The sequence below is a fragment of the Bacillus sp. S2(2019) genome (genome assembly GCF_005144805.1).
In the GTDB taxonomy this organism is placed as follows: domain Bacteria; phylum Bacillota; class Bacilli; order Bacillales; family Bacillaceae; genus Bacillus; species Bacillus altitudinis.
The window spans coordinates 180,592-203,201 of the sequence record NZ_SWFL01000004.1; the positions used below are offsets into that span (position 1 = coordinate 180,592).

Below are 22,610 nucleotides of genomic sequence, written 5' to 3' on the forward strand. Positions count from 1 at the left end.
CTATCTTTTCTCAGCCCATTTATCATATAATAGAAACATTATGTAGCATTCCTTGTCGTAAGGAGGACGTGTCACGAACATGAAAAACAATAGAGAGATTCCTGTGAGACAGCGAAATATTGTCCTCATTGGCTTTATGGGCGTTGGGAAAACAACCATTGGGCAGCTGGTTGCCAAAAAGTTATATAGAGATTTTATTGATGTTGATCAGGAGATTGAGAAAAAGTACAACATGACGATTCCAGAAATGTTTCAGCAAAAAGGAGAAGCGTTCTTCAGGCAGGCTGAAAAGGACTATATCGTCGATTTATGTGAACATACTCAGCTAAAGATCGTGTCTCTTGGAGGCGGTGCGTTTAAACAGGAAGAAATCAAACGATCTTGCTTAAAGCATTGTACGGTTCTTTTCCTTGACCTATCTTGGGAGAATTGGAAGCAGCGGCTGGATATTTTAATTGAAAACCGTCCTGTTCTTCATAACCGCACGCTTGACGAGATGAAAGAGCTGTTTGAAGAGCGCCGGGAAATTTATTCCCTTCATAACTCAAGAGTGGAAACAGATCATCTAGAAGCTGAAGAAGTCGCCAATTATATTGTCGACACACTCAAGCTTGGCTGGGATCTATATTCGAAATAAAAAAGTCTATCCTATGGGGTAGACTTTTTCTATTAGATCAGGAGTAGTCAAAGAAATCACAGTCTAAGTTGGATGATGGATGAAAAAAAGAAGAAAAGATGTTTTTTCCTTCGTCACTATATCAAAATGTATGCATCCTTTATGTGGTGTGTCTAGCCGTTTGAAAAAAGTGGTGATTAGACTACAACTAGGTCAAGATGATGAGGTTATTTGATTGATGTGGGAAACGAAATATATCTCTCATTTTCTTTTTTTGAAAAAATAAAATAGTATCTAAATTCCAATAATAGTTTTTTGAATTATTATAATTTTTAAAAATCTGGTTGACACCTTCGGTTATATCATTCTATGATTATTAACGTAAACGCTTACCGTAAACGTTTACTATAACGGATGGGGAGGAATTTGTTGATGAAAAATAAAAAAAAATGGAGCGGTGTATTCCCGGCAGTCTTAATTCCTTTTAAAGATGACTATTCAATTGATGAACCTGCTTTTCGTAAGCTTGTTCGCTGGGTGGCGGGGCACGAAGGGATTAATGGGATCGTTGTCAATGGACATACTGGCGAGATTATGACTTTGCTGCCACATGAACGAGCTGAAGCTGTGCGTATTGCAGCCGACGAATTAAAGGGAGAAATTCCTGTCATTTCTGGGGTTTCAGCTGAAGGGACAATTGAAGCGATCCAGCATGCAAAAGCAGTGGAGGAAGCTGGTGGAGAAGGTATTCTTCTTATGCCGCCACATTCATGGCTGAGATTCGGTATGCAGCCTGAGTCACCTGTCCAATTCTTTAAAGATGTTGCAGAAGCAATTGACATTTCAATCATCGTCCATCAGTATCCAACATGGACAAAAACCTCTTATACAACCAGTCAATTATTAGAAATGTCGGAGATTCCAAACGTTGTCTCATTTAAAATCGGTCAAAGAGACATGGCGCAATATGAAGTCGATGTGCGCGCACTGAAAAAGCATGCACCAGATGTATCGTTGCTCACATGTCACGATGAATATTTATTGCCAACATTAGTTCAAGGAATTGATGGGGCGCTTGTAGGTTTCGGCTGTTTTGTACCAGATTTGATTGCTGAGCTTGTGAAATGTGTGGAAGAACAAGACCTTGTAGCGGCTAATAAAGTGTACGATAGAATCTTTGAATTAAAGCATGCTGTGTATAAAATGGATGAACCTTCCTCTACCTCTCATCTGCGAATGAAGGAAGCGATGTTCCAGCGAGGTTTGATCAGCAGTTCGCTTGCGAGGAAGCCAGTATTACCTTTAACTCAAAAGGAAAAAGAAGAGATTCGTCAGGGCCTTCAAAGTGTTGGTTTACTTAAGGAAAACGTTAGTAAATAACAGACCATTGATTTCATGATGAAGGTGAGTCAGGTTATAATAGAGTATAAAACAACAGACTCCCGGAGGTATGAAATGTGTCAGTAAGTATTAAAGATGTCGCATTGAAAGCTGGAGTATCTATCGCCTCTGTTTCCCGAGTATTAAGTGGCAAACCAGGAGTAGGTGCTCAAACGGCTGAAAGAATTAAACAAGTGATTGATGAATTAGGCTATCGTCCTAATTTAGGAGCTAGAGGGCTCGTTAAAAGAAAGACTGGCAATATTGCTGTCGTGGTTCCGCGTGGTTCATATATTTTGAATAATCCATTTTTTTCGACGATTTTAGATGGGATAGCGAAGGAATTAGATGAGACTGAATTCAATATGTTGATGTCATTTACATCTGTACAGCAGCAGCGATTACTTGAAACGCAGGCTGTAGATGGTGCCATTTTATTTTCTCCAAGAAATGAAGAATTGAGCATGGATTGGTTAAAAAGTTTAGCTATTCCCATTATCGTTGTCGGAAGTTACTTAGAGGATTCTCCATTTCCATGTGTCAGGCCTGATGATGAAGAAGGTGTGTGCCAATCTGTCACGTCCTTATTTGATAAAGGTCATCGAACCATTGGACTGGTCAATGGTCCAATGAGTTCGATGCATAGTGTGAGGTATTACAAGGGGTATGAGCGTACACTGAAAAGTTTAGGATTAACAATGAACAAAGAGCTTGTGTTTGAGTTAGATGAATTTGATGGGGGAAAAGTAGTAGAAGTGGTTTCTCAATTTCTCCAAGGAAACCAGCACATGACTGGAGTTGTTTGCTCTTCAGATTTTTTGGCGATAGGGGTCATGAAAGCGGCAGATATCGCAAATGTGTCAATACCTCATGATTTGTCTGTCGTTGGTGCTGATGATGTGCCCATTGCAAGTTTTCTAACCCCTTCTTTATCTTCTGTTCATGTTGATTTAGTTGGAATGGGAAGAAAAGCGGTTTCTTTACTAACGCAGTTATTAGAAGGAGAACAGTTAGAGAAGATGGAACATATCTTCCCGATGTACTATGTAGATCGTGGCACCACGGGAACGCCAAAAAAGAAATGATAGATGCTGAAAACTCATATGATCGCTTTAGAATGTCTCTTCATTTAAAATGTAAGCGATTTCTTTTGTGCTCATCAGCATGTACTTTTGCATCATTTCCTCTATTAAGGAGGAGATATCATGACGTTAGAACTCAGCGGAAATTCAAATTCTCATGATGAGCAAGTTGTTGATAGAGCTTCACAACTATTGACTAGGATGGAAAGTGTACCTTTTTCGAGATGGCATTTAAAACCTCGTATCATTATGGGATCTGCTACCTTTTTTGATGCTTTTGATGCGCTATCTTTAGCGTTTGTTCTCCCAGTTCTCATCGGCATGTGGAATTTATCACCTGCTCAAATTGGTCTTCTTATTGGGTCTGGTTATATCGGACAAGCGATTGGTGCTATTTTCTTTGGATGGTTAGCAGAAAGACGTGGCCGTGTATTTAGTGCAAAGTGGACTGTATTTCTCATGTCTATTATGAGTATCGCATGTGTATTTTCAGGTAACTTTATGGCCCTTTTTATTTTTCGTTTTATACAGGGGATTGGAGTAGGAGGAGAAGTGCCAGTAGCGGCCTCATATATCAATGAGTTGTCCCGGGCCCAAGGCAGAGGGAGATTTTTTATGCTCTATGAGATGATTTTTCCATTAGGATTAATGATCTCAGCTCAAATTGGTGCATTTGTTGTACCTAGTTTTGGGTGGAAATGGATGTTCTTGATTGGTGGAATTGGCGGTTTAATCGTCTTTGTCTTCTTTTTCATGTTGCGTGAATCTCCAAGATGGCTTATTTCAAAAGGCAGGTTAGATGAAGCCGAAAGAATCATTGAAGAGATTGAAGCTAGTACGGACAAACGAATGCCTGTTGCAAAGCAAGTGTCCAGCAGCACTGAAAAAGGCGACTGGAAAGAGCTCTTTTCTACTTTTTATCGTAAAAGAACATTGATCGTATGGGGACTATGGTTTTCTGCCTACTTTGTATCGAATGGATTAAATAACTGGTTACCGAGTCTTTATAATACGGTTTACAATTTGCCAGTTGGAGATTCATTAAGGGCAGCCTCTCTCACAAATATTTTACAGACCATAGGGGTATTCGCTTGTGCATTTTTGATCGATAAAGTAGGACGGAAGCGCTGGGCAACCATTGCATTTATCGTAACAGGTGCTTTATTAACGGCTTTATGGATCAGCGGAGCAAATTCTCCAGAAAGCGTTATTTATTTAGGGTCCGCTGCCTACGGAATGATGGGGACCATTACAGTTCTTCTCTATTTATATACACCTGAAATCTATCCAACCCGTATGAGGGTAATTGGTACGGCATTTGCTACAGCGTGGCTTAGGCTGGCCTCAGCGATCGCTCCTATTATGATAGGTTTTATTTTAGAGGTGAGAGGTGTTTCAACTATTTTTATTCTTTTTGCAAGTGTGACTGTAGTGGGAGCAATTCTTGCTTTTAAAATGATCGAAACGCGAGAGAAAGTATTAGAAGATATTGCACCGTAAGTGATGCATGCAGTGAAGAACTTATTCTAAAGAGGGTAGGTTCTTTTTTTATTCAGAGGATTTACGTACACTTTTGAAAAAGCCTAACCTACCTCAGTGCAATTATCTTATAATAGAAACATTATCAGTACTCCTTGTCATAAACATGAAAAGTAATATCTATCAGATAGTGTAAATGTATATTCATAATATAAAAGTCTACCGGCTAGGGTAGACTTTTTCGATCAGTTTAATGTTTGATCCCTTGAAGTAGTGCGGCTTTTAGGCAAAAGGATATTGGCTGACGATGTTCGTCGAATTGCAGTTGAAACAGCTGTTTCGTTTCATCGTCTGCAGCATGAAGGTGGGCAACGATTTCCTTTTGAACATTTTCTGGTGTACGTCCTCGTATAATCCAGTCCTGATAATCAATATGCAGATCCCAGTAACGGATATCTTCTTTCGTCAGATGGTTGTCAGCGAAAAGCTCTTTCCATTCTGATAACGAGCTTTCTCGCACATGGGATGGATCTCTCAGTCTATTTAAATGATTAATAAAGTCATCCTGTGCTTGGTTTTCAGGTGCATAATGATCGACAAGTAGAAATTTGCCGCCTTTCTTTAAGACTCGGCTGATTTCAGACATGGCTGCCGGGAGATGTGGGAAGTGATGAGCAGCAAATCGGCATGTGACGAGATCAAATGATGCATCAGAAAAGGGCAATGCGTCTGCGGATGCCTGCTCAAACGTAATGTGGTTCAGCTGGCGCTCATCCGCAAGTGCTGTAGCAACCTCGATCATTTTGTGTGTGACATCAATCCCGATTCCTTTAGAGATGACGTCTGAAAAGGAAAAAACGGTATGACCTGCCGCGCAGCCGATATCAAGTAGATGCTCATCGCCCTTTGCCTTCGCCGCCGTTTTCATCCATTCAAGTTCTTTTCCAGCTGCAAAGATAGGTGAATCTCGGTAGTTCTCTGCATTTTGTGAGAATTGTTTCTCGGCTTTTGAATATGGATTCATTCCTTTACCCCCTTTTTGTTGTTTCTTTATCGTAGGGTTCTTCCCGTGATTTGTCTAAGACATAAAAGATATGATATGAATAGTTAAAACCTATGAGGTGAGAGAAGTGGATATACGAATGATGGAATATGTCATGGAAGTGTACCGGCAGCAAAGCTTTACAAAAGCAGCGGAAAAACTTCACATTGCACAGCCCTCATTAAGTCAGCAAATTAAAAAACTTGAGGAGGAATTAGATACTCCTCTGTTTATTCGGAAGTATGGACAAGTCACTCCTACACCTCAAGGAAACCGATTGATCAAAAGAGCAGAGACCATTTTGAAGGAACGAGATGATTTGTTACGTGAGATGGGGGAAGCTGCTTATGAGGTAGGGAAAGAACTGAAGATCGGTGCGCCAGCTGTCACAGGGGGATATGTCCTGCCAAGTTTATTAAAAACCTATTGTCAAACGTATCCGCACGTTCACGTTCATTTGATAGAAGAATCGCCTCGTGAGCTAGAAAGACGTTTACTCGCTGGGAAACTGGATCTTGCGATTCTTTCTCTGCCTGTCGAGCATGAATCATTGAAAACAAAACAAATGCTGACAGAGCCGCTTCTCCTCGCCATTCCGCAAACGGCTCAACCGTGGTTGACGGATGAACTCAATGAAATCATCAATCAAGCGGATCAAGAAGGGTCTGTCCCGTTTCACCTTCTGGAAAACGCCCCATTTATTATGCTGAAAGAGGGATATGGCTTTCGGCAAGTGGTCATGGAACTGTGCCGTCATCATGGCTTTCGGCCGAGGATTGCATTTGAAACAAGTCATATTCAAACAGCTCAGGCATTGGTTGAAAATGAGCTAGGTGTGACGGTGGTGCCGAAAATGGTGGCACAAGAGGAAAGGAAAGAAGTCACTTATTTACACATTGATTCATGCCCAACCCGCACACTTGTGTTTGCATATGTGGAAGAAAGATATTTAACGAAAGCCGCTCAAGCCTTCATGGACCTTCAACAGAATCAAGGAAAAGCTTAAACAAACGTTTAATTAAACGTAAAAAGCAGGGGAGTCCCCTGCTTTCTAATATAAATCCAGCCGCTGATCTGTCATGACGGGGATTTGTTGTCTCACTTCATCTACGAGCTGAAGATCAATGTTTGCATAATAAATGTCTTCTTCATCATTTGTCTCAAGTAGAATGCGTCCGAGCGGGTCAATCACCATGGAGTGACCAGGGAATTCAGTGTCTCTGCTTGTGCCCGTCCGGTTCACCGCAATCACAAATGACTGATTCTCAATGGCTCTTGCGATGAGCAGACTGCGCCAATGGTCCACTCTTGCTGACGGCCATTGAGCGGTATTAACAAGCACCTTCGCCCCTTTGTTCACGAGCGTCCTAGAAAGCTGAGGGAAGCGGAGGTCATAGCAGATCATGGTGCCAATCTTGACATCTTCATCATAGTTAAATAAACCAAGCTGATGACCGGCGGTTAAATAGTTGTGTTCATCCATTAAGCGGAATAAATGAATTTTATCATAATCTAACAAAAGCTCACCTTGACGGTTAAAGACATACATTGTATTGGTGATGTTTTCATCTTCTGTCCTCTTATTTAAAACACTGCCTGCGATGAGATACACTTGGTGCTTGCGGGCAAAGGAAGAGAAGAGTTGTTTTGTTCGCTCGCCATCTGCATCGGCAAGCTCATCCGCTTGTTCCAGCGCATAGCCGGTATTCCACATTTCAGGTAGAATAATCAAATCAGGCTGTTGGCGGATGGCTTCTTCTAAACATTCTTCTGCTTTCTGAAAGTTTACATCAGGTTCTCCTATTTGTACGTCCATTTGAATCAGGGCGATGTTCATGTCGGTCTGCCTCCTTTATTCGTTTCATGCAATGAATGGTTCGGGTGATATTGCCTGAAGCATCTAGTCTTCAAGCCAGTTTCTTTATCATAAAGCTTTCCGCCATCTTTGCCAATAGAAATGTCAGAAGGTTTTGTTAAATGACTTTCTAAGTCGAGAAATCAATGATATGATACATATAACTAACAAAACAAAGGGGAATAGTAGGGTATGCAATTGTTCGATTTACCACTAGAAGATCTAAAAGAATATAAACCCAAAAAAACAGCACGTCCTGATTTTGCTCACTTTTGGAAATCATCTCTGGAAGAACTGAATCAAGTGAAGGCCAAACCAACGTTAGACCCTTTTGATTATCCAGTGAAAGGGGTCAACGTATACCGCCTGACGTATCAGAGCTTTGGGCAATCGCGTATTGAAGGCTGGTATGCCGTACCTGATCAAACAGGTCCGCATCCTGCTCTTGTTCGATTTCATGGCTATAACGGAAGCTATGACGGTGGTATTCATGATATTGTCAATTGGGCGCTGCATGGCTATGCGACGTTTGGAATGCTTGTCCGTGGTCAAGGTGGCAGTGAAGACACATCAGTGACGCCAGGCGGGCATGCATTAGGGTGGATGACAAAAGGCATTTTGTCGAAGGATACGTACTATTATCGAGGTGTTTATCTAGATGCTGTTCGTGCACTCGAAGTCATTCAGTCTTTCCCCGAAGTAGATGAACACCGTATCGGCGTGATCGGTGGAAGTCAGGGGGGTGCGTTAGCGATTGCGGCCGCAGCCCTTTCAGATATTCCAAAAGTCGTTGTGGCAGACTATCCTTACTTATCAAATTTTGAGCGTGCGGTTGATGTAGCCTTGGAGCAGCCTTATTTAGAAATCAATTCATACTTTCGAAGAAACAGTGATCCGAAAGTGGAGGAAAAGGCATTTGAGACATTAAGCTATTTTGATTTAATCAATTTAGCCGGCTGGGTGAAACAGCCAACATTGATGGCGATCGGTCTGATTGATCAAGTGACACCGCCATCCACCGTGTTTGCGGCATACAATCATTTAGAAACAGATAAAGAGCTGAAAGTGTACCGATATTTTGGGCACGAGTTTATTCCTGCTTTTCAAACAGAGAAGCTGTCCTTTTTACAAAAGCATTTGCTTCTATCAACATAAGAGCATGACAAAGAGCTAAAATGACATTCATTTTAGCTCTTTGTCTTTTTCAGCTATTGGAGCGATCAGCTTAATAACTGGTGTTCTGTCTTGTTTTTTCATCAGGTACTAATGCTGTAACGATCAGGGCAAGGGCTGTGATGATGTGAAGGATGAATCCGAGAATCGGAATCCATGCCAGGCAGGATGTGACAATTCCAATGATACTTCCGATCATTGGTCCCTGGTCTCGCTTCGATAAGACGAGTGTGATAATATGCAGAATAAGCATGACCATGAGCGGTGAATAGCCATTGCTGATAACGAATAGACCTCCGATCACAGGGATAGCAAGGCAAGCTTCAAAAATCCCAGTGATCCATTTCATAATGCGAGATATAGACATCAGATCCAACTCCTTTTTCATATATGTCTTATTCGTATTTTCCCAAAAGGTGAAGAAGTCATGCAGAATTCTATAGAAAGAGTTGATGGACACTTGAGAGAGAGAATTAAGAAAGAGCTGAAAATCATCGAAGAAACGTATGACGTCAAGATTTGTCTTGCCGTCGAATCAGGCAGCAGGGCATGGGGTTTTCCCTCGACCGATAGTGATTATGATGTTCGCTTTTTATATGTTCCCCGGAAAGAATGGTATTGGGCGATGGAAGAGCATCGTGATGTCATAGAACGACCGATTGATGACATGCTTGATATCAGCGGCTGGGAGCTTAGAAAGGCACTGCGCCTATTCAATAAATCAAATCCGTCCATTATGGAATGGTTGTCTTCTGATATCATCTATGCTGAATCTTTCTCTTTGGCAAAGGAGCTAAGAGAATTAAAGGATCGAGCGTTTTACCCTGCGGCTTTGATGTATCATTACCTCAATATGGCGAAGCGGAATGAAAGCCGGCATTTACGAGGAGAGCAGGTGCGAATCAAGAAGTATTTCTATGTGCTTCGTCCGCTGCTTGCCTGTCAGTGGATTGAACGTTACCGAACAGTTCCACCAATGGACTTTCATGAATTACTCAAGGAGCTTGTGGAGGAAGGCCCGCTGTTAGCAGAAATTCACGAACTGCTCAAACGTAAAATGGACGGAGAAGAAATGGATGTAGAGAACCGTCTCGCTCATGTCCATCCATTTATTGATCAAGAGCTGGCGCGTTTTGATGAATTGGTGAAAAGCTACAATCAGCCGAAAGACAATCTGATGCAAGAATTAAATGAGCTTTTGCAGTCTACCCTTGATGAGGTGTGGGCGTAGGAGGGGAGAGCCAGCCGGTTAGCGGTAGGCTCTTTTTTATCTCTTATTGTGATAAAACCACAAAAAAAGTCAGAATTTTTGTCATCTTCAAATATTGTAGTGGACAGCTCATGAGCCTTACAATAAAGACATAGCTTACAAAGAGTGGGAGGTGCCCTTTATGGAGTCGGTCACAAGAAATTTCTTCTTGTTTTTGTCAAAGAGCAGTCTCTTGAACCATATTGCTCGTAATTGGGGAAGTGCTGTTGCATCAAAGAAAATCATCGGTGGGAAGGATTTTGAGAGCGCTATCCCTGTCATCAAACGATTAAACGATCAAGGTATGGCCGTAACGGTTGATCACCTCGGTGAGTTTGTCACAAAGGCAGAGATTGCAAATGAGCGGACGAATGAGTGTATTCAAACCATTCAGCGAATTGCAGAGGCGGGACTCAATTCCCATGTGTCACTTAAAATGACATCGCTTGGCTTAGATATTGACGATGACCTTGTGTATCGCAATATGAAAAGCATTTTAGATACGGCAGAGAAACACCGTATTATGGTGACAATTGATATGGAGGATGAACAGCGCTGTCAAAAAACGCTGGACATTTTTAAAGAAATGAAATCTCAATATGAGTATGTCAGTACGGTGTTGCAGGCGTATTTGTACAGAACAGAACAAGATCTTGATGACCTAAATGAGTTGCAACCATTTTTAAGACTTGTAAAGGGTGCCTATAAGGAATCCGCCGAAGTGGCGTATCCAAACAAAAAAGACGTCGATCAGAATTACAAGAAGCTGATCGAAAAGCAATTACTCTCAGGGAACTATACAGCCATTGCGACACATGACGATCAAATGATCGAATTTACGAAACATATTGTGAAAAAACACAATATACAGACAGATCAGTTCGAATTTCAAATGCTGTATGGCATGAGATCAGAAACACAGCAAGCACTCGTGAAGGAAGGTTATCAAATGAGGGTCTACACCCCGTATGGACGAGAGTGGTATGGCTACTACATGAGACGTCTTGCAGAACGACCGGCAAACATTGCATTTGCTTTAAAAGGGATGACGAGAAAATAATTTGAAACGGGAGCGTGACAAAGATGACAACACCTTACAAGCATGAACCATTCACGGATTTTAGCCAGGAAGAAAATCGCCAAGCGTTTGAACAAGCATTAGCCAAAGTAACAGAATCGCTTGGGCAAAACTATCCGCTTGTGATTAATGGAGAAAGAATCGAAACAACAGACAAGATTGTCTCGATCAATCCGGCGAAGAAGGAAGAAGTCGTGGGTACCGTATCAAAAGCTGGGAAAGAAGAGGCAGAGCAAGCGATTCAAGCTGCGGCAAAAGCGTTTGAAACATGGCGCTACACGTCTCCAGAAGAAAGAGCCGGCGTCTTATTCCGCGCTGCGGCAAGCATTCGCCGTAAAAAGCATGAGTATTCAGCCCTTCTCGTAAAAGAAGCAGGGAAGCCTTGGAATGAAGCGGATGCAGATACAGCAGAAGCCATTGACTTCCTAGAGTATTATGCCCGTCAAATGCTAGAGCTTGCGAAAGGCAAACCGGTGAACAGCCGCGAAGGGGAACGCAATCAATATGTGTACACACCAACTGGCGTGACGCTTGTCATTCCACCATGGAACTTCTTGTTTGCGATCATGGCAGGGACAACCGTTGCACCAATCGTCACAGGGAATACAGTCGTATTAAAGCCAGCAAGTGCGACGCCTGTCATTGCTGCCCGCTTTGTAGAAGAACTGGAGCAAGCAGGTCTGCCGAAAGGTGTTGTCAACTTCGTGCCAGGTAGCGGAGCAGAAGTTGGAGATTACTTAGTAGATCATCCGAAAACAAGCCTTATTACATTCACTGGATCAAGAGAAGTGGGCACACGTATTTTTGAACGTGCGGCAAAAGTACAGCCAGGACAACAGCATTTAAAGCGTGTCATTGCTGAAATGGGCGGTAAGGATACAGTCGTTGTAGATGAGGATGCAGATGTTGAATTAGCGGCTAACGCCATTTTCACATCAGCCTTCGGATTCTCAGGTCAAAAATGTTCAGCTGGATCTCGGGCAGTCGTCCACGAGAAACTGTATGACCAAGTCGTTGAGCGAGTGAAGGAAATCACAGAAACGAAAACAACAGCGAATCCGTTATCAGCTGATGTTTACATGGGACCTGTCATTGATCAAGCTTCCTTTGACAAGATCACAGAATATATCGAGATTGGCAAGCAAGAAGGCCGTCTAGTCACTGGCGGAACAAGTGATGATTCAGAAGGGTACTTCATTCATCCAACCGTGTTTGCAGATCTAGAGCCAACATCTCGTTTAATGCAAGAAGAAATCTTTGGACCTGTCCTAGCTTTCTCAAAAGTCTCAAGCTTTGATGAGGCGCTTGAAGTAGCCAACAACACAGAATATGGGCTAACCGGTGCGGTCATTACAAATAATCGTGATCACATCAACCGTGCGAAGCAGGAGTTCCATGTCGGGAACCTTTACTTTAACCGTAACTGTACGGGAGCGATTGTGGGATACCACCCATTTGGCGGCTTTAAAATGTCAGGAACTGATTCAAAAGCAGGCGGACCAGATTATCTTGCTCTGCACATGCAGGCCAAAACGATCAGCGAAATGTTTTAATATGGAAAAGCATGAACTCGTGCAGGCGAGTTCATGCTTTTTTTACCTGTCTACGACTTGTTTCTATACAAATATGACTGGAAAGAAGTATGATAAATGTATCACTTATTCAGGGAGCAATCGGGATGGAAGAGATATTAGAAAAGCTTCATACATTTTTTGATGTCGATAAATTAATTGCATTTATTAGTGGTTATTTAAAGAAACCAGTCATTTTAGAAAGTACTGAATGTCAGCTGCTTGCTTATAATTCTTACAGCATCCAGCAGTTCGACCCAGTCAATCAGCAAACCATTTTCTCAAAGGAATGTCCGGGTGCTGTGGTGGATTGGTTAAAAAAAACAGGGGTCATTGAGCAGCTATATACAGATTCAAATCCTTTTTATGTGAATGGTCATGAGGAGCTCGGGTTTAATCGACGAGTAGCTGTGAGCGCCAAGCACAAGCAAGAGGTTGTGGGCTTTATTTGGGTGCAGGACATTGAAGATTCTCTCTCTCAAGAGGAGCTGCAATTCTTACATGAGGCATCGTTTCAGGTTGGAAAAGTTATTTATAAAAATAAGAAACAGTTGGAGAAAAAGGAAGGCAAGATTGAAGAGTTCTTCAAAAAGGTCATGGATGATCATTTTTATACAGAAGAAGAGCTAAAATGGGAAGCTGAGAATTTAAGCATTCCACTGCCAGCTGTCTTTACTGTGATGGTTGTTCATGCCGCCGATAACAAAAGTGAGACGGCAGAAGATGTGAAGGATGTGATTAGAACCTATTTACAGCTAGAAGACAAGGTCAATCATGTCTACTCTGTGCAAGCAGACATCGTCGTGATATTAGGCAGTTTGTCAGATCGCCACTCACCAAAAGCGACCGCTGCGGATGTCGTCGCCCATCTTCAATCGAAAACGCATACACACCCATCTCCTTTATATATTGGGATGGGAAGAGAATATCGAGATGTCATGAAAATGAGCACAAGTCGATTTGAAGCGATAGAAGTCGTGAAAGCAGTGAAGATTGTCGGCGGACAGGAATTGATTCCATACGATTACGAGCATTTGGGGGTCTTCCGGTTCTTAGACTCGATTTACAGTCACCAAAAAAAGAAAAACGACTTTAATCCAGATTTGTTGCGCCTAAAGGAAAAAGACCGTGACAGCCAAACATCATTTTTAAAAACCTTAGAGGTCTACTTATTGAATAATTGCAAGCTAAAACCAGCTGCAGAGCAGTTGTTTATTCATCAAAATACACTAAACTATCGAATGAAACAAATTTTTGAAATGACGTCTATTGATTTAAGTCATTTTAGCCAGCGATGTGAGTTATTTATTGAATTGATGCTGATGAAAAAAGATCAATAGGCGTGGACTCCGCAGGTGCAAAGGATGACCTGCGGATTTTTATGCGAGATTATAAAATGGCATACAATTGCCTTATTTCGTTGTATGATAGATAAAGATTTTATGAGGAAAGTGAAAGGAGGGCCACCTTTGGGATCAGTCACCTTGGCCATTTTGATTTTCATCATGACCCTCGTCCTTGTCATTTGGCAGCCAGGACGTTTAACCATTGGATGGTCAGCGTGCGGGGGAGCGATTCTTGCTCTTGCTTTTGGGGTCGTTCATTTGGGCGATGTATGGGAAGTTACCCAAATTGTCTGGAACGCCACCTTTGCATTTATTGGAATTATCATCATTTCATTGATTTTAGATGAAATTGGTTTTTTTGAATGGGCGGCACTTCATATGGCAAAAGCCGCAAGAGGGAACGGGGTCCGCATGTTTATTTATTTAACATTGCTCGGCGCTGTGGTAGCAGCTTTTTTTGCCAATGATGGAGCGGCACTTATCTTAACCCCGATCGTTTTATCTGTGGTCAGAGCGCTGAAGCTGGATGAGCGTATGATCCTGCCATTTGTCATGGCAAGCGGCTTTATTGCAGATACGACGTCTCTGCCATTTGTCATTAGTAACTTGGTCAATATCGTATCAGCCGATTATTTTCATATTGGCTTTCTTGAATATACAGCAAACATGTTCGTCCCAAACCTTGTATCGCTTGGCGCTAGTATGCTTGTGCTGTATGTGTTTTATCGGAAACTCATCCCGAAAACGTACGATGTTTCGCAGGCGAAGGAACCAGCTTCGGCCATTCGTGATCTGCGCATGTTCCGGTTATCTTGGTATGTGTTAGGATGCTTGCTTGTTGGATATTTTGCTGGGGAATTGGCAGGCATTCCGGTGTCAATCATTGTAGGCGGCATTGCCATTGCTTTCTTATGGCTGGCGAAACGGAGTCCACAAGTGGCGACAAAACGAGTCGTCAAAGAAGCACCTTGGTCGATTGTGTTTTTCTCTATCGGCATGTATGTCGTGGTGTATGGGCTGAAAAATGTCGGCCTGACAGAAATTTTAGCGGCGTGGATTGAACAGGGGGCGTCACACGGTTTACTTGCGGGAACGATGTTTATGGGGGTCCTGGCAGCAGTGCTATCTTCTGTCATGAACAATCTCCCAACCGTTTTAATTGATGCGATTGCCATCGGTCACACAGATACAGCAGGTGTGATGAGAGATGCACTGATTTATGCCAACGTCATCGGCTCAAACCTTGGCCCGAAAATGACCCCAATCGGTTCATTGGCGACATTGCTGTGGCTTCATGTCTTGAAGAAAAAAGGTGTGCATATTTCTTGGGGGGCATACATGAAAGCTGGAATCATTCTAACCATACCGACTCTGATCATCACGTTATTGGGGTTGTATGTGTGGTTATGGCTGATACATTAAAAAGCAGATCCCATGGATCTCAGCGCATAGACAAACCCTCGCATTCTTTGTCAGTCCTGCGTGCTGGTGCTCACGAATGTCAAATTCGCTCCGTGCCAGTACTCGTCCTTCCTAGACTGCAAAGGTTTTCTATCACGCTGAAAAGAAAACAAAGGGCTAAAATCAAGTTCATTTTAGCCCTTTGTTAACAATCTGAGCAGATCCCATGGATCTGTTTTTTCTTGTTATAGATATTTTGCATAGCGTTTTTCCAAAAAGTCTTGGAGCAATGAGACCACACTGCATATGCCCCAGTAAATCAAGGCAACCAATATATACATGGTCATATAATCGAATTCTCTTCCGCCCACAATTTTTGCTTGCTGGAAGAGTTCGGGCACAGTAATCATTGCCGCTAGTGAGGAAGCTTTGATTAAATCAAGCATGACGTTGGTCAGGGGCGGTAGTGCAATGCGCACGGATTGAGGCAAAATGACTCCGCGCATCGTTTGCCAATAGCTGAGACCAAGTGATTTGGCGGCTTCCACTTGACCACTTGGAACAGAGGAGAGGGCCGCCCGGTTAATTTCGGCAATGTATGCAGCACTATTGAAGCTGAATCCAATAATAGCAGCAGTGACAGCTGTAAATTCAATGCCGATGTAAGGGAATCCGAAATAAAGGATAAACAAAATGACCAGAATGGGAACCCCTCGCATGAATGAAATATACAGCCGTGCAGGCAGCCGAAGGAACCATGTATTTGCCATTCTAGCAAGGGCAATAAAAAAGCCAAGAATCGTACCAAAAAACATGCTCACAAAAGAAATGAGCAGCGTCAGCCAGATGCCTTTCATCACAAACGGAAATGACGCTTTTGCCAGTGCAGGATTAAAGATATATTCTAAATGAATATCTCCCACGGCTGCGGCTCCTTATTTAGAAATGTCGACATCTTCGACATCAACATCAATTTTCTTTGAGACGTCAGCATGATTAAAGAATTTCTCCGAAATCTTTTTCATGGTTCCGTCTTTTTTCATCTCTTTTAATACACGATTTAATTCTTTTTGAAGCTCTGTATTGTCTTTTTTCATCACAAACCCTTGTTCATTCGGCATGTATTTTAAGTCTGGATGGATCGTAATATTTAGCTTAGGGAATGCAGCAAGCGCCAGTGTTTGCAAGTAGTAGTCATTTAAAATGACATCTGTACGGCCGTTTGCAACATCCTTTAAATATTGCTCGTTTGTGGCATTATCATAGATGACTTCTTTTGCACCATACTTACGGGCAACATCCATATAAATGGTCGTTGCAGCACCTGCTGCTTTCTTTCCTTTTAAATCCTTTAGCGTTTTAATACCTGACAGATCATCTTTTCTGACGATAGCGGTTCCATATGAGTATTTATAAGGTGTTGAAAAGGCGAACTTATCTTTCCTGTCATCTGTGATGTCGATATCGTTTGCAGCGGCATCCACCTGACCTGAATTAATGGCACTGAGCATACCGTCATAACCCATTTCTTTAAATTCTACTTTTACGTCAAGGCGCTTAAATGCTTCTTTGACGACTTCCACTTCATAGCCAGTCAATTGATCCTTGCCGTTCGATGTATCATGGTAAGACGTAGGATACAAGGTGCCTGAAGTAGCGACAACGATTTTCCCTTTCTTTTGAATCTGATCCCACTTTGATTCTCCAGACTGAGATGAGCCTGATTGATTGCAAGCAGACATGACAAGCATGAGAGCAGACACAACAAGCAGCACCCATATAGGTTTTCTATGATAAAAACGACTCATTTAAGAATCCTCCTCTATTTTTTATACAAAACAAAACATAGCACGCTTTTTCAGTTAGGACAACGTTTTCAGATGAAAAGCGAAAAAGTAAGAATATTATGTGCAATTTGATGGGGTGAATAATGTATAAAAAAGGAAAGAGTGCGCAAATTAAAATCGAATAAAGGAGGGAACGACAGAGATGAAAAAAACAAGTGGTTTGATCATACTAACGATGGTGCTATTATTTGGTTTTCAGGTGAATACGGCTCATGGAGAAACACCCCAAATGGAAAAGCGCCCCGTCACGCATCAAGTAAAATTAACGACAGAGCAACAAAAACAAATTGAAGTACTTGAACAGCAAATTTTGTCTAAACGAAAAGAAGTGATCGAAAAATACGTTCAGTATGGTGTGTTAACGAAGGAACAAGGCACGCACATCACAAAACGAATGGATGAACATTACAATCACTTAAAAAATAACGGGTTTGTTCCATTACTAAAAAAACCACAGCACCATCGACCATAAGTTTAAGAAAACCGGCAGCAAGGTGCCGGTTTTTATTGTTTATGTGTTAAAAGGTCAGCGTCTCACCATCTTGAGGGACAAAAATGGCCTGATCTGCATGATTCTCTTGAATGTAAGATTTTAATGCGGCTCTTGTTAATAAACAATGATTCACGGCTTCAAGGTGACAGGCGATGATTTGAGCTTGTGGTTGAGTATGGTGAATGTCTACAATCTCTTCCTTTGTCATCGTAATTGGATCTCCCTCTAAAAATTGGGCAGCCCCACTATTGACCACAATAATATCTGGCTGACATGTATTCACAACCTCTTTCGGCTCATCACACCAAATGGTATCTCCTGCAATATAAAGAGTAGGCTCATCAGGATGAGAGAAAACAAAACCGCTCACTTGTCCCATCCGTTTAGCGGTTTCTCCTGTCCCGTGCTGCCCGCCAGTTCGTTTGATATGAACACCGCAAACATCCATTTCATCTTCAATGCATGTAACATGCTGAAATCCAGCTTCTTTTACTTCCGTGCGATCTTTCTCTGATTGAGTATAGATCGGCAAAGTTTGAGCTAATCTCTTTTTTGCCTCGTCGTCAAAGTGATCTACATGTAAATGAGTGAGCAGGACAGCATCCGGCTGTAATATCTTGTCCAAATCAATGTTTGCAGGCAGCTCAACAATTGGATTGTTTGCATGTTGATTGGCAGTATGCGGGAACGGTGGATAGGTTCCTTTTGCTGCTAAAAAGGGATCGATTAAAAATGTTGACGGACCATATTGAAGGTATAAAGTAGCATTACGAATGAGTGTTATTTTCATTAGAAAGGCCTCCTTTTTTTCTCATTAAGTTTACAGTATATTAAAAGAGCCTCATGTGACAGAGGATCATGAAAGTCTTTCAGCGGAACGACTTGATTTTTGAAAGAGGTGAGCCAATGCTAGACAAAACAGATATGGATATATTAAAAGAACTCTCAAAGAATAGTCGATTGACGATGAAAGCACTTGGTGAAAAAGTCCATTTAACCGGTCAAGCTGCTAAAAATAGAGTTTTAAAGCTTGAAGAAGAGGGGATTATTGAAGCCTATACCATTTCAATTAACTGGCGGACACAGCAGAACATCCAAACATTTTTGCAGCTCTTTACCCGAAGTCATGATCATGAACCGCTTTTATCGTTTCTCCATCAAAAGGAAGAAATCAAAAACCTGTTTAAAATTAGTGGAGAGGGCTGTTATATGGCTGAAGGACATTTCTCCAGTCATGATGAGCTTGATCAATTTTTAACGGAGCTAACAAAGCATGCAAATTATAAATTGTCTATCGCTGTGAAACGTCTCACTCATCAAGAATAGATGAGGCGCAGGAGGAAATAAACGATGAAAAAATTAATCGAACATCAGGTTGAGCCGATCACAAAGGAAAGAATCAAAGCGGATTTGGTTCAACTCGGTGTGAGGAAGGGCATGACCTTATGTGTCCACTCATCCTTGTCATCTATTGGCTGGGTGAATGGAGGAGCTATAGCCGTTATACAAGCTATGATGGATATTTTAACAGATGAAGGAACACTGATTATGCCGGCACAAACATTAGAGCTGTCTGATCCTGCTGATTGGATCAATCCGCCTGTTCCTTATTCTTGGTGGAAACCGATCAAAGACACGATGCCTGCATTTGATCCGGCGTACACAGCTCCAACAGCAATGGGAAAGGTAGCGGAGACCTTTTGGAAATACCCAGGCGTAGAAAGAAGCAATCATCCTCATTTCTCATTCACCGCCTGGGGGAAAAGGAAACATGAAGTGTTGAACCACCATGCGCTTCCTTATGGTTTAGGAGAAAATTCACCTCTTGGACGTATGTACGATCTTGATGCAAAAGTGCTGCTAATTGGCACGTCATTCGAGAGTGTGACAGCTTTTCACTTAGCTGAATATCGAATCTCACAGCAAGACCTCATGACACGAGGGGCCCCCATTTTAGAGAATGGTTGGAGGGTGTGGAAAGAGTATCAAGATATCATCACAAGAGAAGAACTATTTGAACAGATTGGTCGTGATTTTTTACAATCAGAATGTAGTTATAACCACAGTCAAATCGGGCTAGCCAATTCGTATTTATTGCCGATGAGAGAATCAGTCGATTTTGCAGAAAAATGGCTTGAGCAGTACGACCAGGCGTGATCTAAGCAGTCTGAAAATCAAAATAATAGAGATCTTGATCAGGGTGCTCAGATATATAGCAGGTGAGCTGATAGTCTCCTTTTGGAATGGAGAAAGACAGTATCTGTGCCATGACGCTTGTTAGATAAACATGATCACTTGAATGAGTAAATGGCACTGTGATGACTCTATCAACGGATGATGGAGGCTCATGGCTGTTTAATGTCACGATAATAGAAGCCTTTCCGTTATTGATGCCTTCAAAAGAAATACCTCGATCCCCAGTTGCGAATCCTTGAAGAATATCGTCATCTGTCCAATCAATCACAGGTGGCGTCGCGCTTCCAGTGTATACGGTGATTTGGTGATAGGAGATAGATAGGGGATACATTTGATTTAAATCATTCATATAGATAAACTCCTTTATTCATAAAATTTGTCCAGCTCGCGATCATGTTGAAAAGTGAATGTTTGAAAGTAAGATAATTGAAGAGAATGTTAGGCAGCAAGACGATTGTCGCCGTCTTGCGCTACTGTATGAGGGATCTAGATGTGAAATTGTGAAACCATTTCTTTTAGGTCTCCTGCTAAATGGGCAAGAGCCTCTGATGAAGCTGTTACTTCTTCCATTGCTGCAAATTGTTCTTCTGTTAAACCTGCTACTTGTTGTGAATGTTCACTCGTCAGTTTAACGCCTTCTGTGATAGAGGCAAAGGTCTGCTTCGCATCATTTGTATAAGCTGCGATTTTTTGGGATGCATCCGATAAATGTTTAATGCCATCTGCCATTTCCTTCATTGACTGCTGAATGTCAATAAATGAATCCTCTGTATGAGAAATAAGAACAGCCCCTTGAGCCGCTTCCTCTCGTACTCGTTTAATGGCACTCGTCGAATGATTCATCTCTTTTTGTATTTCGGAAATGAGATGTGAAATCATGTTGGATGAGGTTTGCGATTCTTCTGCGAGCTTCCTCACTTCGTCTGCCACAACGGCAAAACCTTTTCCGTGTTCACCTGCGCGTGCTGCCTCAATGGCCGCATTAAGAGCAAGTAGATTAGTTTGGTTAGCGATATCTGTAATCACTTTGGAAATTTGATCAATCTCGGCTGAACGTGTTTCTAGCGCTTGAATTGCTGAACCGTTCTCTTCAATTGATTTTGCAATAGATGTCATTTGTGAATTGACTTCACCGATATTTTGTACACCTTTTTGGGCCATTTCTTGTGCGGACTGGCTTCTTGTTGCCATTTGTCCCGCATTTTCAGTGATGTTTACTAGCTCGTTAGATACTTGTCTCATCGTGTGCTCACTAGCTGTCATTTGGGCTGATTGCTGTTCAGACGATTGAGCGACTTCTTGAATGGTATGGGTAATCTTCTCTGATGCTGCACTCGTTTCTTCTGCGCTAGCTGACAGCTCCTCAGAAGAGGTGGCTACTAATTCAGATGTTTTGATCACATTTAAAATGGTTTGATTTAATTTCTCACGCATCTTATTAAAGTGACCTGCCAGCTCAGAAAGTTCATCGCCTGTGTGATCTGTCACGTTGATGGTTAAATTTCCTTCGCCTGCACTCTTAATAGCAGATGCCATATGTTTGAGACGTGTCTGAATCCGCTTTGTGAAAATAGAAATAATGATAACAGAAACAATTAAACTTAACAGTAGAACCGTGACAAATTGAATAAAGAAAGACTGAAGCATTTGTGAAATCATGCTTTGATTTGCACCGGTATAGAAAATACCAATCGTTTCCCCTGTATCATTTTTGATGGGCATATAAGCCGTTTGGTAGTCTTTCCCGGCAACATTGGCTGTTCCGTAATAATTCTCGCCTTTATCCAAAACAGCGGCCTTTACTTCAGGTGAGACTTCGGTTCCTACAGCTCGTTTCCCGTTTAACATGACATTTGTGGCAACACGGGTATTTCCTTGGAAAATCGTGATTGTATCACCAGTATATTCGGCTAATTGATCAACCAATGTGTCATGGTTATTGATTTGAGTATTTCCTTTGTAAAGCTTGCCATCTTTTATCTGCCACGAGCCAGCAACCTTTTCAGTTAGGTAAGCGTATCCTAGCTTTAGATCGCCTTTTGCTTTTTCGGTGGCCATTTGCTTAATGTTCTCTGTCATTTCGCGGTTCACTACATAACCAACCACTGCTGAAAATACGATGAGGACACTTAAAAAGATCAGCATTATTTTGGCGCCAAGCCTCAGTTTTCCTTTTTTCTTCATGCTTTTTACTCCTTTAGGTATAAGGTAGGGTATCCCTCCTTAAAGATTATCGGCATGAAAAAAATGTTTGATATACGTGAATGCACTTACACAGAAATTTTTGTTATGAAAAAAGGAAAGATCGTGCTACTCGATAATAAATTGGATTCTTGTGCCATCAGGATCATCTGATAATTGATGACTTACCCAAGAGCCTGCCCCCCTATTATCCGAAGGACGTACATATTTGACAGAAGCCCCTGCTCCACCTTCTTTACACATCGCCATTGGCCATTCATCACGATCATAACCACGCTTTGTTGGAATGCCATGAAGTGATTTGTCTCTTTGCTCATCACTATTTTTTCGATCAATGGTGCAAATGGAAGAATGGCCTTCGTCAATAGCTTCTTCTATGTGCTTCGCGGTTTCTGGATATCGATCTGATGGAAAGTGAATGGTTTTGTCATAAGAAGAGTTTGTCGTCTCTTGTTTATGTTGCCCTAGTTGGACATAGCCTGTCGCTATACCAATGACAATCAATAAAAGCAAGAGAATGGTTTTAAGAAGTTTCATAGATGCTAGCTCTCTTTCTCTTTAGCGTATTTTGTAAACAGAAGTATAGCAGAATTACTTACC

At 41.8% G+C, this 22,610-nt stretch carries 23 protein-coding genes; 14 read left to right on the forward strand and 9 right to left on the reverse strand.

Translation table 11 applies throughout. The features are described 5' to 3' along the window. Positions 1 to 79 precede the first annotated feature (79 nt). From FBF75_RS15705 to FBF75_RS15720, 4 genes are all read left to right on the forward strand, one after another. Entirely contained in the window at positions 80 to 637 is a 558-nt protein-coding gene (locus FBF75_RS15705; protein WP_007498270.1) for a shikimate kinase, read from the forward strand. Positions 638 to 1,048: 411 nt separating this feature from the next. After that, positions 1,049 to 1,996 carry a dihydrodipicolinate synthase family protein gene (locus tag FBF75_RS15710; RefSeq protein WP_098680994.1) on the forward strand — a complete coding sequence of 316 codons (948 nt, stop codon included), beginning with the start codon at positions 1,049 to 1,051 and terminating at the stop codon, positions 1,994 to 1,996. Positions 1,997 to 2,073: 77 nt separating this feature from the next. Then, positions 2,074 to 3,081, forward strand: a complete 1,008-nt coding sequence (locus FBF75_RS15715; protein ID WP_098680995.1) for a LacI family DNA-binding transcriptional regulator — start codon at positions 2,074 to 2,076, stop codon at positions 3,079 to 3,081. A 120-nt stretch (positions 3,082 to 3,201) separates the two neighbouring features. After that, positions 3,202 to 4,578, forward strand: a complete 1,377-nt coding sequence (locus FBF75_RS15720) for an MFS transporter (protein ID WP_060832061.1) — start codon at positions 3,202 to 3,204, stop codon at positions 4,576 to 4,578. 229 nt (positions 4,579 to 4,807) lie between these two features. On the opposite strand, the gene FBF75_RS15725 is transcribed toward FBF75_RS15720, so the two are convergent. Next, positions 4,808 to 5,581 carry a class I SAM-dependent methyltransferase gene (locus tag FBF75_RS15725; RefSeq protein WP_035390510.1) on the reverse strand — a complete coding sequence of 258 codons (774 nt, stop codon included), beginning with the start codon at positions 5,579 to 5,581 and terminating at the stop codon, positions 4,808 to 4,810. A gap of 118 nt (positions 5,582 to 5,699) precedes the next feature. Here FBF75_RS15725 and FBF75_RS15730 point away from each other — a divergent pair, with 118 nt between their 5' ends. Next, positions 5,700 to 6,605 carry a LysR family transcriptional regulator gene (locus FBF75_RS15730; RefSeq protein WP_060832062.1) on the forward strand — a complete coding sequence of 302 codons (906 nt, stop codon included), beginning with the start codon at positions 5,700 to 5,702 and terminating at the stop codon, positions 6,603 to 6,605. 45 nt (positions 6,606 to 6,650) lie between these two features. On the opposite strand, the gene FBF75_RS15735 is transcribed toward FBF75_RS15730, so the two are convergent. Next, on the reverse strand, positions 6,651 to 7,436 hold the full coding sequence (locus FBF75_RS15735) for a carbon-nitrogen family hydrolase (protein ID WP_060832063.1): 786 nt from the start codon (positions 7,434 to 7,436) through the stop codon (positions 6,651 to 6,653). A gap of 210 nt (positions 7,437 to 7,646) precedes the next feature. Between FBF75_RS15735 and FBF75_RS15740 the strand changes: the two genes are divergently transcribed. Next, positions 7,647 to 8,609, forward strand: a complete 963-nt coding sequence (locus FBF75_RS15740) for an acetylxylan esterase (protein WP_060832064.1) — start codon at positions 7,647 to 7,649, stop codon at positions 8,607 to 8,609. Between the two features lie 70 nt (positions 8,610 to 8,679). Here the strand turns inward: FBF75_RS15740 and FBF75_RS15745 are convergent, their stop codons facing one another. Then, positions 8,680 to 8,994 carry a hypothetical protein gene (locus FBF75_RS15745; RefSeq protein WP_008342068.1) on the reverse strand — a complete coding sequence of 105 codons (315 nt, stop codon included), beginning with the start codon at positions 8,992 to 8,994 and terminating at the stop codon, positions 8,680 to 8,682. Positions 8,995 to 9,054: 60 nt separating this feature from the next. Between FBF75_RS15745 and FBF75_RS15750 the strand changes: the two genes are divergently transcribed. From FBF75_RS15750 to FBF75_RS15770, 5 genes are all read left to right on the forward strand, one after another. Further along, on the forward strand, positions 9,055 to 9,858 hold the full coding sequence (locus FBF75_RS15750) for a nucleotidyltransferase domain-containing protein (protein ID WP_136944910.1): 804 nt from the start codon (positions 9,055 to 9,057) through the stop codon (positions 9,856 to 9,858). Positions 9,859 to 10,018: 160 nt separating this feature from the next. Then, positions 10,019 to 10,936 carry a proline dehydrogenase family protein gene (locus tag FBF75_RS15755; RefSeq protein ID WP_007498256.1) on the forward strand — a complete coding sequence of 306 codons (918 nt, stop codon included), beginning with the start codon at positions 10,019 to 10,021 and terminating at the stop codon, positions 10,934 to 10,936. Between the two features lie 23 nt (positions 10,937 to 10,959). Further along, positions 10,960 to 12,507 carry an L-glutamate gamma-semialdehyde dehydrogenase gene (pruA, locus tag FBF75_RS15760; protein ID WP_072367505.1) on the forward strand — a complete coding sequence of 516 codons (1,548 nt, stop codon included), beginning with the start codon at positions 10,960 to 10,962 and terminating at the stop codon, positions 12,505 to 12,507. Positions 12,508 to 12,632: 125 nt separating this feature from the next. Beyond that, the gene (locus tag FBF75_RS15765) at positions 12,633 to 13,865 is read left to right on the forward strand and encodes a PucR family transcriptional regulator (protein WP_017358555.1); all 1,233 of its coding nucleotides are present in this window, start codon (positions 12,633 to 12,635) and stop codon (positions 13,863 to 13,865) included. Between the two features lie 129 nt (positions 13,866 to 13,994). Beyond that, positions 13,995 to 15,293, forward strand: coding sequence for an arsenic transporter (locus tag FBF75_RS15770; protein WP_008342056.1), 1,299 nt, complete (start codon positions 13,995 to 13,997; stop codon positions 15,291 to 15,293). Positions 15,294 to 15,517: 224 nt separating this feature from the next. Here FBF75_RS15770 and FBF75_RS15775 read toward each other — a convergent pair whose 3' ends face one another. Together FBF75_RS15775 and FBF75_RS15780 are read right to left on the reverse strand one after the other, a co-directional pair. Further along, positions 15,518 to 16,195: an amino acid ABC transporter permease gene (locus tag FBF75_RS15775; protein WP_008347854.1), complete on the reverse strand. Its 678-nt coding sequence runs from the start codon at positions 16,193 to 16,195 to the stop codon at positions 15,518 to 15,520. A gap of 12 nt (positions 16,196 to 16,207) precedes the next feature. Continuing rightward, positions 16,208 to 17,023 carry a transporter substrate-binding domain-containing protein gene (locus FBF75_RS15780; protein WP_370529221.1) on the reverse strand — a complete coding sequence of 272 codons (816 nt, stop codon included), beginning with the start codon at positions 17,021 to 17,023 and terminating at the stop codon, positions 16,208 to 16,210. A 238-nt stretch (positions 17,024 to 17,261) separates the two neighbouring features. Here FBF75_RS15780 and FBF75_RS15785 point away from each other — a divergent pair, with 238 nt between their 5' ends. Further along, entirely contained in the window at positions 17,262 to 17,591 is a 330-nt protein-coding gene (locus tag FBF75_RS15785) for a YckD family protein (RefSeq protein ID WP_017366586.1), read from the forward strand. A gap of 46 nt (positions 17,592 to 17,637) precedes the next feature. Here the strand turns inward: FBF75_RS15785 and FBF75_RS15790 are convergent, their stop codons facing one another. Beyond that, complete coding sequence (locus tag FBF75_RS15790; protein ID WP_017366587.1) at positions 17,638 to 18,402, reverse strand: MBL fold metallo-hydrolase; 765 nt, start codon at positions 18,400 to 18,402, stop codon at positions 17,638 to 17,640. Positions 18,403 to 18,518: 116 nt separating this feature from the next. Here FBF75_RS15790 and FBF75_RS15795 point away from each other — a divergent pair, with 116 nt between their 5' ends. Both FBF75_RS15795 and FBF75_RS15800 read left to right on the forward strand, forming a co-directional pair. Continuing rightward, positions 18,519 to 18,938 (forward strand): Lrp/AsnC family transcriptional regulator, encoded by a 420-nt coding sequence (locus tag FBF75_RS15795; protein WP_026050043.1) that lies wholly within the window; start codon positions 18,519 to 18,521, stop codon positions 18,936 to 18,938. A 24-nt stretch (positions 18,939 to 18,962) separates the two neighbouring features. Continuing rightward, a complete protein-coding gene (locus FBF75_RS15800; RefSeq protein WP_048001303.1) occupies positions 18,963 to 19,769 on the forward strand; it encodes an AAC(3) family N-acetyltransferase in 807 nt (268 codons plus the stop codon). A gap of 1 nt (position 19,770) precedes the next feature. On the opposite strand, the gene comJ is transcribed toward FBF75_RS15800, so the two are convergent. From comJ to FBF75_RS15815, 3 genes are all read right to left on the reverse strand, one after another. Continuing rightward, a complete protein-coding gene (comJ, locus tag FBF75_RS15805) occupies positions 19,771 to 20,157 on the reverse strand; it encodes a competence protein ComJ (RefSeq protein WP_081114847.1) in 387 nt (128 codons plus the stop codon). 137 nt (positions 20,158 to 20,294) lie between these two features. Beyond that, entirely contained in the window at positions 20,295 to 21,992 is a 1,698-nt protein-coding gene (locus tag FBF75_RS15810) for a methyl-accepting chemotaxis protein (RefSeq protein ID WP_099496297.1), read from the reverse strand. Positions 21,993 to 22,118: 126 nt separating this feature from the next. Next, positions 22,119 to 22,547, reverse strand: a complete 429-nt coding sequence (locus tag FBF75_RS15815; protein ID WP_007498233.1) for a NucA/NucB deoxyribonuclease domain-containing protein — start codon at positions 22,545 to 22,547, stop codon at positions 22,119 to 22,121. Positions 22,548 to 22,610: the final 63 nt, after the last annotated feature.